The sequence below is a fragment of the Agromyces cucurbitae genome, from assembly GCF_058349945.1.
In genome coordinates, this window is the sequence record NZ_JBYRES010000002.1 from 425,640 (window position 1) to 437,449 (window position 11,810).

At 71.7% G+C, this 11,810-nt stretch carries 13 protein-coding genes and 1 riboswitch; of the genes, 8 read left to right on the forward strand and 5 right to left on the reverse strand.

The window, feature by feature from the left end:
- Positions 1-2: 2 nt before the first annotated feature.
- The 3 genes from AC3RJ6_RS08815 to thiM all read right to left on the reverse strand — a co-directional run bounded on the left by AC3RJ6_RS08815 (position 3) and on the right by thiM (position 3,072).
- Positions 3-1,508 carry a bifunctional hydroxymethylpyrimidine kinase/phosphomethylpyrimidine kinase gene (locus AC3RJ6_RS08815; RefSeq protein ID WP_491426643.1) on the reverse strand — a complete coding sequence of 502 codons (1,506 nt, stop codon included), beginning with the start codon at positions 1,506-1,508 and terminating at the stop codon, positions 3-5.
- Positions 1,505-2,167 (reverse strand): thiamine phosphate synthase, encoded by a 663-nt coding sequence (thiE, locus tag AC3RJ6_RS08820; protein ID WP_491426644.1) that lies wholly within the window; start codon positions 2,165-2,167, stop codon positions 1,505-1,507. Before thiE ends, AC3RJ6_RS08815 begins: the two co-directional genes overlap by 4 nt.
- The gene (gene thiM, locus AC3RJ6_RS08825) at positions 2,164-3,072 is read right to left on the reverse strand and encodes a hydroxyethylthiazole kinase (protein WP_491426646.1); all 909 of its coding nucleotides are present in this window, start codon (positions 3,070-3,072) and stop codon (positions 2,164-2,166) included. Before thiM ends, thiE begins: the two co-directional genes overlap by 4 nt.
- Positions 3,064-3,181, reverse strand: a riboswitch (TPP riboswitch). (Overlaps the previous gene by 9 nt.)
- A gap of 237 nt (positions 3,182-3,418) precedes the next feature.
- Here thiM and AC3RJ6_RS08830 point away from each other — a divergent pair.
- From AC3RJ6_RS08830 to AC3RJ6_RS08840, 3 genes are all read left to right on the forward strand, one after another.
- Positions 3,419-3,847: an Hsp20/alpha crystallin family protein gene (locus tag AC3RJ6_RS08830; protein WP_491427152.1), complete on the forward strand. Its 429-nt coding sequence runs from the start codon at positions 3,419-3,421 to the stop codon at positions 3,845-3,847.
- A 160-nt stretch (positions 3,848-4,007) separates the two neighbouring features.
- Positions 4,008-4,160 (forward strand): hypothetical protein, encoded by a 153-nt coding sequence (locus AC3RJ6_RS08835; RefSeq protein WP_491426647.1) that lies wholly within the window; start codon positions 4,008-4,010, stop codon positions 4,158-4,160.
- A gap of 14 nt (positions 4,161-4,174) precedes the next feature.
- Positions 4,175-4,588, forward strand: a complete 414-nt coding sequence (locus AC3RJ6_RS08840; RefSeq protein ID WP_491426649.1) for a hypothetical protein — start codon at positions 4,175-4,177, stop codon at positions 4,586-4,588.
- An 18-nt stretch (positions 4,589-4,606) separates the two neighbouring features.
- Here the strand turns inward: AC3RJ6_RS08840 and AC3RJ6_RS08845 are convergent, their stop codons facing one another.
- Positions 4,607-5,719: an epoxide hydrolase family protein gene (locus AC3RJ6_RS08845; RefSeq protein WP_491426650.1), complete on the reverse strand. Its 1,113-nt coding sequence runs from the start codon at positions 5,717-5,719 to the stop codon at positions 4,607-4,609.
- Positions 5,720-5,749: 30 nt separating this feature from the next.
- On the reverse strand, positions 5,750-6,817 hold the full coding sequence (locus AC3RJ6_RS08850; RefSeq protein WP_491426652.1) for a LacI family DNA-binding transcriptional regulator: 1,068 nt from the start codon (positions 6,815-6,817) through the stop codon (positions 5,750-5,752).
- Positions 6,818-7,033: 216 nt separating this feature from the next.
- Between AC3RJ6_RS08850 and AC3RJ6_RS08855 the strand changes: the two genes are divergently transcribed.
- From AC3RJ6_RS08855 to AC3RJ6_RS08875, 5 genes are all read left to right on the forward strand, one after another.
- On the forward strand, positions 7,034-7,894 hold the full coding sequence (locus AC3RJ6_RS08855) for an ABC transporter substrate-binding protein (protein WP_491426653.1): 861 nt from the start codon (positions 7,034-7,036) through the stop codon (positions 7,892-7,894).
- An 84-nt stretch (positions 7,895-7,978) separates the two neighbouring features.
- Entirely contained in the window at positions 7,979-8,767 is a 789-nt protein-coding gene (locus AC3RJ6_RS08860) for an amino acid ABC transporter permease (RefSeq protein WP_491426655.1), read from the forward strand.
- Positions 8,764-9,534 (forward strand): amino acid ABC transporter ATP-binding protein, encoded by a 771-nt coding sequence (locus tag AC3RJ6_RS08865; protein ID WP_491426656.1) that lies wholly within the window; start codon positions 8,764-8,766, stop codon positions 9,532-9,534. The genes AC3RJ6_RS08860 and AC3RJ6_RS08865 overlap by 4 nt, the downstream gene beginning before the upstream one ends.
- Positions 9,534-10,634, forward strand: a complete 1,101-nt coding sequence (locus AC3RJ6_RS08870; protein ID WP_491426658.1) for a Gfo/Idh/MocA family protein — start codon at positions 9,534-9,536, stop codon at positions 10,632-10,634. Before AC3RJ6_RS08865 ends, AC3RJ6_RS08870 begins: the two co-directional genes overlap by 1 nt.
- A complete protein-coding gene (locus AC3RJ6_RS08875) occupies positions 10,631-11,806 on the forward strand; it encodes an NAD(P)/FAD-dependent oxidoreductase (RefSeq protein ID WP_491426659.1) in 1,176 nt (391 codons plus the stop codon). Before AC3RJ6_RS08870 ends, AC3RJ6_RS08875 begins: the two co-directional genes overlap by 4 nt.
- The last annotated feature ends 4 nt before the right edge of the window (positions 11,807-11,810 follow it).

Below are 11,810 nucleotides of genomic sequence, written 5' to 3' on the forward strand. Positions count from 1 at the left end.
CCTCAGCCCGCCCGGGCGCCGACCTCCGCCCCGAGCGGTGCCGCGAAGAAGGCGAGTTCGTGCTCGGCCGACACCCGGAACGCCCGCAGCATGCGCTCGCGCACCTCGGGCGTCGCGCGCGACGCCGCGTCGGTGACGATCGCGACCGCCTCACGGGTCGCCTCAGCGAACGCCGGGTCGCCGTACGTCGCGAGCCATGAGGCGTAGGGATGCCGCGGCGAGCGCGCCGCTTCACCGAACTCTCCCGCAGCGAGCCGGGCCCCGAGATCGGTGTAGAGCCAGAAGCACGGCAGCAGGGCGCCGATGAGCACCGCGTAGTCTCCGCGCGCGGCGGTCGCGAGCAGGTGGTCGAGGTACGCCGTCGTCGCCGCGCACGGCCGCGTCGTCTCGGTCGCGGCGCCCTCGCCGAGCCAGTGCTCGTGCAGCTCGAGCTCGCCGACGATCGAACCGTGCGACGAGGTCGCCCAGAAGGCCTGGGCCGCGGCATCCGGGGCCAGCGACGCCGCGATCGCGAGCGTCCGCGCGTAGTCGTGCAGGTAGAGCGCGTCCTGCGCGAGGTAGGTGCGGAAGGGCTCGGGCGGCAGCGTGCCGTCGGCGAGGCCGCGGACGAAGGGCAGGTCGTCGATCGCTCGGCGCACGTCGGCGATGCTCGCCCACCACTCGGCCTCGACCTCGGCAGACGTCGGCGCGGTGCGGGTGCCGCCGCGCGACCAGAGGCCCGCGAAGTGGCTGATCGGTCCGTGTCCGCCGCCGACCGCGAGCGCCTCGCCGTGCCGCAGCGACTCGCGCAGCCAGCGTCGGGCCTCCGCGATCGCCGACGGCCAGTCACCGAGCTCGGCGACGAGCGTCGCGATCGCCGACGACAGCGAGCAGCCGGTGCCGTGGGTCGAGCTCGTCGAGATGCGCTCGCCGCCGAACTCGACGATCGTCGCCGTCGCGGCATCGACGAGCGCGTCGGGGGCGAGGTCGCCGTCGAGGTGCCCGCCCTTCGCGAGCACGCGCACGCCGTACTCGGCCGAGACGTCCTCGGCCTGGGCGATCGCCTCGGGCCAGCTGACCGCGACGTCGCGCCGGGCGAGCACCGCGAGCTCGTCGAGGTTCGGGGTCACGAGGTCGGCGAGCGGCAGCAGTTCGCGCATCGCCTGCTCGGCATCGGCGTCGAGCAGCCGGTCGCCGCTCGTGGCGACCATCACCGGGTCGAGCACGACGACGGGCGGGCGGGTGCGCTCGAGCCAGGCGATGACCGTGCGGATGACGTCGGCGTTCGCGAGCATGCCGAGCTTGACCGCGTCGACCGCGATGTCGTCGGTGATCGCGTCGAGCTGGTCGGCGAGGAAGGCGGCGGGCGGCACGTGCACGCCGCGCACGCCCCGGGTGTTCTGCGCGGTGAGGGCACTGATCGCCGCCATGCCGTAGCCGCCGACGGCGGCGATCGACTTGAGGTCGGCCTGGATGCCGGCGCCGCCCGACGGGTCGCTGCCGGCGATGCTGAGCACGCGCGCGGTCATCGCTCCGACTCCCAACCGCGCACGAACTCGCGCGCCGCGGTGCGCGGGTCGTCGGCGGCGCACAGCGCCGAGACGACGGCGACGCCCGCGGCACCGGCCGCGCGCAGCGGGCCGACGTCGGCGAGGCCGATGCCGCCGATCGCGACGCACGGCAGCTCGGTCGCCGCGGCGACGCGTGCGAAGCCGTCGATGCCGAGGGCCGGCGGATGGTCGGGCTTCGTCGAGGTCGGCCTGATGACGCCGACCCCGAGGTAGTCGACGGTGCCGCGCGGCAGCCGGTCGACGGCGTCGAGGTGTGCGGCGCTGTTCGCGGTGAGCCCGACGATCGCGTCGGCACCGAGCCGCTCACGGGCGACGACGACGGTCGCATCGCCCTGCCCGAGGTGCACGCCGTCGACCGGCAGGCCGCTCGCCCGCGCGGCGAGCACGACGTCGAGCCGGTCGTTGACGAGCAGCGCGGCGCGACCGTCGATCGCGTCGGCGAGCGCCTCGAGCTGGTCGAGCAGCGCGGATGCCTCGGCCTGCTTGTCGCGCAGTTGCACGACCCGCACGCCGCCGGCGACGGCCTCGGCCACGACGTCGACCACACCGCGCGCACCGCAGAGCGCCGGGTCGGTGACGAGGTAGAGCGAGAGGTCGAGCGCCGTGCGGGCGCTCACGCGCCGACCCCGGCGAGCGAATCCGCGTCGCGCACGCCGTCGGCCGTGGTGAACCCGCCCTCGACCACGACCCGCGCGCGGGCCCGCAGGTCGGAGGCATCGACCACGGCGAGCGCGTCGAGGAACCGCGGTCCGAACGACCCCGGCCCCGCGGCCCCCTCGGCCGCGAGCTCGGCCGCGACCGTGTAGACGAGGTTCGCCGCGACGACGGCGTCGAACGCGTCGTCACCGACGGCGAGGAACGCCGCGATCACCGCGCCGAGCGCGCAGCCGCCGCCCGTGATGCGCGTCAGCAGTGCGTCGCCGTTCGCGAGTCGTGCGGTGCGCCGGCCGTCGGTGATGAGGTCGACCGGGCCCGAGACCGCGACGACCGAGCCGCACCGCTCGGCGAGCCGCCCGGCCGCGTCGGCCGCGGCATCCGTGGTGTCGGCGGCGTCGACGCCTCGACCACCCGCGCCGTCGCCCGCGAGGGCGAGGATCTCGCTCGCGTTGCCGTGGATCGCGGTCGGCCCGACGTCGACGAGCTCGTGCGCGAGTGCGGTGCGCACCGGCAGGCCGCCGATCGCGACCGGGTCGAGCACCCACGGCGTGCCCGCGTCGCGGGCGCCGGCGACCGCCTCGCGGGCGGCGTCGCGCTGCTCGGGCGTGGGCGTGCCGAGGTTCACGAGCAGGCCGCCCGCGATTCCGGCGAACATGCCGGCCTCACCGGTGATGTCGACCATCGCGGGCGAAGCGCCGAGTGCGAGCAGGGCGTTCGCGGTGAAGTTCGTCACCACGCTGTTCGTGATGCAGTGCGTGAGCGGGGCGGTCTCGCGAAGCCGGTCGAGCAGCGCCGCCGCGGCGATCGCCACCTCCTCCGAGACGTCCGCGTCGTGGTGGGCAGGGTCGTTCAGGCGTGCGCTCATCGGCGACATCCCTTCGCTAGTCCGAACTAGATCAGGTTCGACGGGTGTGATCTCAGCCGCTCGTGCTCGCGCCCTCGGCGCGGGCGGGGCGGCACCCCGTGTCACTGCGAGCGAGCCTAGCGCAGGAGACGGCAGGAGACGGCAGGCGCCGCGGGCCTCTCCCGACCGACGCCACGAACCCACGCACCCGCGTTCGCGCCGCCATCGAATCGGGCACCTCGGCGACGGTGAACAGACGGTGCCGGAGAGTTAGCACTCGCCTATGCAGAGTGCTAATCTAGATGTCGCGATGGGCGAGCATCGCTCATCCTCATGGGTCAATGGTGAACCGGAAGGAGACGAGACCATGGCCATGTTCTGGGATCCGTTCCGCGAGATCGACCGACTCGCGGAGTCCATGCTCGATGCGAGCCAGGGGCCGCGCGTCATGCCGATCGATCTGTACCGCGATGGCGACCACTACGTCCTCGCGGCGGATCTTCCCGGCATCGATCCCGGCTCGGTGGATGTCGATGTCGACGGGCAACTGCTGACGCTCCGCGCCGAACGCACCCTTCGCTCGGAGGGAGACGCGAAGTGGCTCGTCCGCGAGCGACCCAGCGGCTCGTTCCTGCGTCGGATCACGCTCGGTGACGGCCTCGACACGGCCGGCATCAGCGCGCACTACGACAACGGGGTGCTGAGCGTCATCATCCCGGTCAGCGAGCAGGCGAAGCCCCGCAAGATCGAGATCACCTCGGCGGGCAGCGCCGAGAAGCAGGTCACGGCGAAGTAGCGGCAGCGGCAGCGGCGGCGAGGGCACGCCCTCGCCGCCGCCGCGCCCACCGCGCAGTCACTGGAGGAGAGAAATGACTCAGGCAGTCACCACGAGGCCGGTGCGTTCTCGGAGGCGGCCGAGCGGCGGGTTCGCTCGACCGCGACCCTGGAGGGTGACGATGATCGCTTCGGATCCGCTCACCGGCGGCGCCGCGGTGATCGAAGGCGAAGGCCGCGACGTCGAGGAGGCCACGGCCGCGGCGAAGCAGAAGATCCCGCAGGGCTGGCGCGCCCTGAGCGTCCGCACGCATCGGGCGAACGGGCTCGGCTGACCGGGAGGAGAGCCATGGCACCGACAGGCACGGCGTGGCGCCGCTACGACTACGCCGTCTTTCCGATCTTCCACGAGCGATTCGAAGAGCGCTGGGGCGAGGGAACCGCCCCGTTCCTCGATCCCAGCGTGTACGACGAGAATCAGCCCCGTCCACGCGCACAGTGGGTCAACGTCGACACCGGCGCCGCCGTCGCCGTGGTGCCCGTCTGGGAGGACGACCCGGCAGCTCGATCGTTCGCCGTCTTCTATCTCCCGCCGAACGGCGGCATCTGGGTGCTTCGGCCGCAGGGCCTCGCCGGGTACATGGAGGCGCTGCCGTCGGGCCCGCCGCCCGACGATCGCGCTGTGGCGCTGCGCAACGACTCGTTCAGGAAGGCCGTCGAGCACGCCGAGGAGTTCATCTACGGGTCCGGTGCTCGCGGGTGACGGGTGCCGCGAGGGCGGTCAGCCGAGCGACCCCACGAACTCGCGTACCCGCGCCGCCATCGCCTCGGGCACCTCGGCGACCGTGAAGTGCCCGCCCTCGGGCAGCCGGTCGAAGACCCGCAGGTCGAGGTAGTGCCGTCGCGCGAGCGACTCGGGGTAGTCGGCCTCGTGCCGCTGGATGAAGACGGCGGCCGGCACTGCGGTCGGCGGGATCGGGTCGGGCTGGTCGGCGCCCTCGTAGTACGGACGGAACGACGAGCCGATCGTCTGCGTGACCCAGTAGATCATCGCCTCGGTGAGGATGCGGTCGCGCGAGATGCGGCGCTCGACGGCGCTCGGGTCGCCGGGCGGGGTGTCGCTCCATTCGACGAGCTTCTCGGCGATCCAGGCGACGAGTCCGGCGGGGGAGTCGTCGAGGGCGACCGCGAGCGTGTCGGGGCGGGTCGCCTGCACGTGCCCGTAGGCGCCGTCGGTCTCGTGGCGCTCGGCGAGGGCCTCGAAGAACGCGCGCTCGGCCGGATCGGTCAGCGCGGCGCGCTCGTCGCCGGTCGGGAAGTGCGCATGCGTCGCGACGATCGCGGCGACCTGCTCGGGGTGGCTCGCGGCGATGAGGTCGCTCACATTCGCCGTGACGTCTTCGCCGTAGGTGACGTAGCGCTCGTAACCGAGCACCTCGGTCATGAGCGAGTGCATCGTCGCGGCGAGGCGCTTCTCGCTCATCGGGCCGTCGGCGTACGGCGACGAGAAGGCGAAGCCCGGCAGGCTCGGCACGACGACGTCGAAGTCGGGCAGCAGGTCGGCGAAGTCGAGCTGCAGGGCGAAGGTGTGCGGCCAGCCGTGCATCACGAGCAGCACCGGGGCATCGGGCTGCTGCGATCGCAGGTGCACGAAGTGCACGTCGGCATCGCCGACGCGCGCGATGAACTGCGGATGCCGGTTGAGCCAGGCCTCGCGCGACCGCCAGTCCCACGCCGCCCAGCCGTCGACGAGCTGCCGCAGGTAGTCATGGTTCATGCCGGCCGGCGGGCGCCGCGGCGAGTCGCCCACCAGGCGCGTGCGCGCGAGACGGTCTCGCAGGTCGTCGAGCACTTCGTCGTCGACGTGGATCTCGAACGGTCGCACCTGGCCCATGGGTCGACGCTACGGCGACCCACCGACGCGCTACCGCCGTGGTGGCGCCGAGACCGACCCGCGTTCGACGAGGTGCTGATCGAGCACCTTCACCACCGACGGGGATCCGTCGCCGCCGATACGGCGGATGAGCAGTCGCGCCGCCTCGGCGCCGATCTCGTGGATCGGTTGTGCCATCACCGTCACTCCGGGGGTGGTGAGCTCGGTCCAGTCGGCGTCGTCGAAGGCGACGAGTGAGAGCTCGTCGGGGATCGAGACGCCGAGCCTGCGTGCCGCCCGGAAGACGGCGAGCGCGACGAGGCTGTCGGAGGCGATGATCGCCGTCGCGGGCTCGGTCGAGCCGAGGATGCGCTGGGACAGTACTTCGACGCCGTCGCGACGTGCGTTGAGATGCACGAACTGCGCGGGGTCCGGGACTCCGGCGCGTGAAAGAGTCGTCGTGAAACCTTCGACACGCTCGGCGACCGACGTCGAAGCCAGCAGGTCGCCCGAGCGGTAGTCGCCGGGGTGAGCGATCGTCGAGATGAAGGCGATGCGGCGATGGCCGGCATCGAGCAGCAGCCGGGTCAGCCGCTCGGCGCCGGTGCGGTTCGCGGCGATCACCGTGTCGACCTCGAGGCCGGGCACGGCGCGGTCGAAGAGCACGAGGGGGCGCCCGGCGTCGACGACCGAGCGCAGGTTCGCGGCGTCGATGGATGATGCCGGCGCGACGAGCAGCCCGTCGACCCGCTTGGCGAGCTGCACTGAGATCGCCTTCGCCTCGGCGGTCGCCTCCTCGTCGGAGTTCGAGAGGATGAGGTCGAAGCCCGCTGCGACGGCGACATCGGCGGCACCGCGAGTCGCCTGCGCGAAGAAGGGGTTCTCGATGTCGCCGACCACCATGCCGAGGGTGTTCGAGCGGCCGGTGCTCATCGTTCGGGCGAGCGCATTCGGTCGATACCCGAGCTCTTCGGCAGCGCGCTGCACACGATCGCGGACGGCATCGCTCACTGCGCCGTAGTCCCCGAGGGCGCGGGCGGCAGTGGCCTTCGAGACCCTCGCAGCGGCGGCGACGTCGCTGACCGTCACCTCGCGGCGTCCATTGCCGTTCTCGCTCACGTCACCTCCGTTGAATCGGCGTCCCTCGAACGTACTGGTTGACGCGCGGCGATTGCGCGAGTACTCTCCCAGAAAACGAATTGAGACCGGTCTCACTCTATGAGACTGAGACCGGTCTCAACAAGTTCTCGGTCGGAACGTCGACCCTGCGCAACGCCCACGCACCACCGCCTGCACGACCCCACGCACACCGCAGTTCAGAGAGGAACCACCCCCATGAGCATCCGCTCCACGATCCGCCGCACGGCACTCGCCGCCGTGGCCCTCACCGCAGCCGTCGCCCTCGCGGCCTGCTCCTCGGGCGGCGGCAGCACCGCCGAGTCGGCGGCCGAGAACCCTTACGGCCTCATCACCCCCGGCCAGATCCGAGTCGCCAGCCTCGGAGACGCGAAGCCGTACACCTTCACCGACGAATCGGGCGAGTTCACCGGCTTCGACGTCGAGCTCTTCACCGACGTCGCGAACCGCATGGGCTACGACGACGTCGTCTTCACCGGCCAGGACTTCTCGGGCCTGCTCGCCGCCGTCGCGAACGGCCAGTTCGACGTCGGCGTGGCCGCGATCGGCATCACCGACGAGCGCAAGGAGACCGTCGACTTCTCCGACGGGTACCTCGCGGGCTACCTGACCGTGATGGCCGCGGCCGACTCGGGCATCACCGACGAGGCGACCCTCGCCGGCAAGCGCCTCGGCGTCGTGCAGGGCACCCTCCAGGAGGCCTACGCGGTCAAGCACTTCACCGACACCGAGCTCGTGCGCTTCCCCGACAACAACGCCGCGATCTCGGCCGTCAACAGCGGTTCGATCGACGCCCACTTCCTCGACTACGAGGCCGCGAAGGAGTACGCCGAGCAGTACGGCCTCGTGAACGCCATCGACATCCCCTCGTTCGACGCTCCGGCCGGCTTCGCGATCGCGAAGGGCAAGCCCGAGTTCCAGGCCGCGCTGAACGAGGCGCTGCACGCGGCCATGGAGGACGGCACCTGGAAGGAGCTCTACGAGAAGTGGTTCCCGGGCTCGCCGATGCCCGACCAGTATCTGCCGTCGGACGAGCAGACCGAGGCACCCGCCGAGTAGTCGGCCACGAAGCGGGTCGGATGCCTCGACGGCATCGACCACGCGGCATCCGACCCGCACCGCCACCCCACAACGGAGCACATCATGGACTGGCTCGACAACCTCATCAAGACCTTCTTCGACTTCGAAGCGATGGCGCAGGTCATGCCCCAGCTGCTGGGCATCGGTCTCGTCAACACCCTCGTGATCTCGATCTGGGCCACCGTCATCGGCGTCGTGCTCGGCATGGTCATCGCGATCATGGGCATCTCCAAGACCGCATGGCTGCGAGTGCCCGCCCGCATCTACACCGACATCTTCCGCGGCCTGCCCGCGATCCTCACGATCCTGCTCATCGGCCAGGGCTTCGCCCGCTTCAGCCAGCAGATCTTCGGCCCCTCGCCGTACCCGCTCGGCATCCTCGCACTGAGCCTCATCGCATCGGCCTACATCGGCGAGATCTTCCGCGCCGGCATCCAGTCGGTCGACCGGGGCCAGCTCGAGGCGTGCCGGGCGCTCGGCATGAGCTACGGCAAGGCCATGCGCCTCGTCGTCGTGCCGCAGGGCGTGCGTCGGGTACTGCCCGCGCTCGTGAACCAGTTCATCGCGATCGTGAAGGACTCGTCGCTCGTCTACTTCCTCGGTCTCCTGGTCTCCGAGCGCGAGCTGTTCCGCGTCGGCCAGGACGCCGCGGTGCTCACGGGCAACCTCTCGCCGCTTGTGATGGCCGGGCTCTTCTACCTGATCATCACCGTGCCGCTCACGCACCTCGTGAACTACTTCGACAACCGGTTCCGCACGGGCCGCCGCAAGGCGACGCCGCCGAAGTCGGGACTCGACGAGGTCGAGGAGCAGAACCCCACGCCGACCCTCACCTACGGGGAGAACTCATGACCTACACGTCACCCGTGCCCGTCGCCGACGGCCACTTCTACGCGGGCTCGAGCCTCGAGCTCAAGAACGTCACCATGGCGTACGGCGACATCGACGTGCTGAAGGACGTCTCCATCGACGTCGCCCCCGGCACCACGACGTGCATCATCGGGCCGTCCGGCTCGGGCAAGTCGACGCTGCTGCGCGGCGTGAACCGCCTGCACGAGCCGAAGTCGGGAGATGTGCTCCTCGCCGGCGAGAGCGTGCTCACCCAGAAGCCCGACGTCGTGCGCCGGCGCATCGGCCTCGTGTTCCAGCACTTCAACCTCTTCCCCGACCACACGGCGCTCGAGAACGTCGCACTCGCCCTGCGCAACGTGAAGGGCCTCTCCAAGGCCGAGTCGCGCCGCATCGCCCGCGAGCGTCTCACCGAGGTCGGCCTCGCCGAACGCGCCGACCATCGGCCGCGCGACCTCTCGGGCGGCCAGCAGCAGCGCGTTGCGATCGCCCGCGCTCTCGCCATGGAGCCCGAGGTCATGCTCTTCGATGAGGCGACGAGCGCGCTCGACCCCGAGCTCGTCAAGGGAGTCCTCAACCTCATGGCGAACCTCGCCCAGCGCGGCATGACGATGCTCGTCGTCACCCACGAGATGGGGTTCGCCCGCAAGGTCGCCGACCAGGTGGTCTTCATGGACGAGGGCCGCGTCGTCGAGTCGGGCAAGCCCGCCGACCTCTTCGACCGGCCGCAGAGCCCACGGCTCCAGCGCTTCCTCTCGGAGGTGCTCTGATGGCGAACATCTCCGCGCCGGTCGTCGACGGGAGCGGCGGGGATGCCGCTGCGCCGACGCCCATCCGCACGGCCGTCGTCGGCTTCGGGGTGTCGGGCAGGGTGTTCCACGCGCCGTTCCTCGCGGCCGACCCGGCGTACTCGCTCGAGGCCATCGTCACCGCCGACCCCGGCCGGGCTGCCGAGGCGAAACGGCTTCACCCCGAGGCATCCGTCGTCGCGAACGTCGACGAGCTGTTCGCGCGTACCGGCGAGCTCGACCTCGTCGTGCTCGGCTCGCCGCCCGGCACGCACGCCGAACTCGCTGCGCGAGCGCTCGATGCGGGCCTCGACGTCGTCGTCGACAAGCCGTTCACGGTCACGGCGACCGAGGGTCGCGCGCTCATCGAGCACGCCGCGCGGGTGGGGCGCCGGCTGGCGGTGTTCCAGAACCGGCGGTGGGACGGCGACTTCCTGACCGTGCGCCGCCTCATCGAGGCCGGGGCCCTGGGGGAGGTGCGTCGATTCGAGTCGCGCTTCGAATGGTGGAAGCCCGAACCGCGCCCGTCGTGGAAGACCGAGGCGACCGTCGCCGACGGCGGCGGCATCCTCTACGACCTCGGCACGCACCTCATCGACCAGGCGATCACGCTCTTCGGCCCCGTCGCCGACGTGCACGCCGAGCTCGACGTGCGCCGGCCCGGCGGGCTCGCCGAGGATGACGCGTTCGTCGCCCTGCGGCACGAGTCGGGCGTGATCTCGCACCTCTGGATGAGCTCGTTCGCCCCGCAGTTCGGGCCGCGGTTCCACGTGCTCGGCTCGGAGGCGGGCTATACGAGCTTCGGGCTCGACGGCCAGGAGCCCGCACTCGCCGACGGCAGGTCGCCCGCCGACCCCTCCTTCGGCGCGACACCCGAGGAGCGCTGGGGCGTGTTCGGCATCGAGGGCGCGCTCGAGGCGCTCCCGACCGAGCGCGGCGACTACGGCGCGTTCTACCGGGTCCTCGCCGACGCGATCCGCTCGGGTGGGCCCGTGCCCGTCGACCCCGTCGACGCCGTCGCCGTGCTCGAACTCATCGAAGCCATCCACGCCGAACGCAGCAACACGAAGGAACAGCAATGACCCAGCATCATCCCGCCCACGTCGTCGTCATCGGCGGCGGCATCCTCGGCACCTCGACGGCCGCGCACCTCGCGCGCGGCGGCGCGCAGGTGACGCTCGTCACGGCGGGCGCCCTCGCCGACGGTGCGTCGGGCCGGTCGATCGCGTGGCTGAACTCGTCGGGCGACCGGTCGGCGCCGTACCACTACCTGCGCCTGCTCGGCCTCGACCGCTACCGCACGTGGAACGCGCGCCACCCCGAGAGCCGCGACTACCTGCGGTTCGACGGAGCACTCAAGTGGGGCGCGCCCGGCGAGAGCTTCCGGCAGACGTTCGCCTACGAGCGAGCCGGTGGCTACGACGCGGTCTGGCTCGACCGCGAGGGCGTCGCCCGCGTCGCGCCCGACGTGAACGCCGACGCCGTCGCCGACGAAGGCGCGATCTTCAACCCCGGCGAGGGCTGGGTCAACCTACCCGACCTGGTCGCGGCGCTCGTCGCGGAGGCCGTGGATGCCGGTGCCCGCATCGTGCAGCACGCCGGCCTCGCCCGGGTCGAGGTGACCGACGGCATCGCGACCGGTGTCGCGCTCGCCGACGGCACGGTCATCGCGGCCGACCACGTGGTGCTCGCGACCGGCGGCGACGTGCCCGCCCAGCTCGGCGCGCTCGGCGTCGAGGTGCCGGATGCGACACCCGCCGCGTTCGTCCTCTTCACCGATCCGGTCGACGTCGAAGTGAGGACCGTGCTCAACACGCCGCGCGTCGCGGTGCGCCCGACCCCCGACGGGCGCCTCGTGCTCGACGCCGACTGGGCCGAGAAGTCGATCGTCGTCGGCGACGACGGATCGCTCACCGTGCCCGAGGAATCCGTACAAGGCCTCCTCGACGAGGCGTCGAAGGTGCTCGCCGGCAACCCGAAGCTGACCGCGCAGCACGTCGGTGCCGGGCTCAAGCCGATCCCGGGCGACGGCGACCCGGTCGTCGGCGCGGTGCCCGCGATCGAACGGCTGCACGTGATCTTCACCCACTCGGGCGCGACGCTCGGCCTCATCCTCGGCGAGCTCGTCGCCGAGGAGGTGCTCACCGGCGAGCGTTCGCCCGTGCTCGCGGCCTTCGGCCTCGACCGCTTCGACGACGGCGCCGAGCTCGGCGAGGTCGGCATCGGCGCCTGGACGCCGGTGCCTCAGCGCTGACCTC

What these genes read in the sequence shown, in the direction of transcription:
- AC3RJ6_RS08815 (WP_491426643.1), bottom strand. Translation starts at nt 1,508, where the DNA reads ATGACCGCGCGCGTGCTCAGCATCGCCGGCAGCGACCCGTCGGGCGGC.
- thiM (WP_491426646.1), bottom strand. Translation starts at nt 3,072, where the DNA reads ATGAGCGCACGCCTGAACGACCCTGCCCACCACGACGCGGACGTCTCG.
- AC3RJ6_RS08830 (WP_491427152.1), top strand. Translation starts at nt 3,419, where the DNA reads ATGGCCATGTTCTGGGATCCGTTCCGCGAGATCGACCGACTCGCGGAG.
- AC3RJ6_RS08835 (WP_491426647.1), top strand. Translation starts at nt 4,008, where the DNA reads ATGATCGCTTCGGATCCGCTCACCGGCGGCGCCGCGGTGATCGAAGGC.
- AC3RJ6_RS08840 (WP_491426649.1), top strand. Translation starts at nt 4,175, where the DNA reads ATGGCACCGACAGGCACGGCGTGGCGCCGCTACGACTACGCCGTCTTT.
- AC3RJ6_RS08845 (WP_491426650.1), bottom strand. Translation starts at nt 5,719, where the DNA reads ATGGGCCAGGTGCGACCGTTCGAGATCCACGTCGACGACGAAGTGCTC.
- AC3RJ6_RS08855 (WP_491426653.1), top strand. Translation starts at nt 7,034, where the DNA reads ATGAGCATCCGCTCCACGATCCGCCGCACGGCACTCGCCGCCGTGGCC.
- AC3RJ6_RS08860 (WP_491426655.1), top strand. Translation starts at nt 7,979, where the DNA reads ATGGACTGGCTCGACAACCTCATCAAGACCTTCTTCGACTTCGAAGCG.
- AC3RJ6_RS08865 (WP_491426656.1), top strand. Translation starts at nt 8,764, where the DNA reads ATGACCTACACGTCACCCGTGCCCGTCGCCGACGGCCACTTCTACGCG.
- AC3RJ6_RS08870 (WP_491426658.1), top strand. Translation starts at nt 9,534, where the DNA reads ATGGCGAACATCTCCGCGCCGGTCGTCGACGGGAGCGGCGGGGATGCC.
- AC3RJ6_RS08875 (WP_491426659.1), top strand. Translation starts at nt 10,631, where the DNA reads ATGACCCAGCATCATCCCGCCCACGTCGTCGTCATCGGCGGCGGCATC.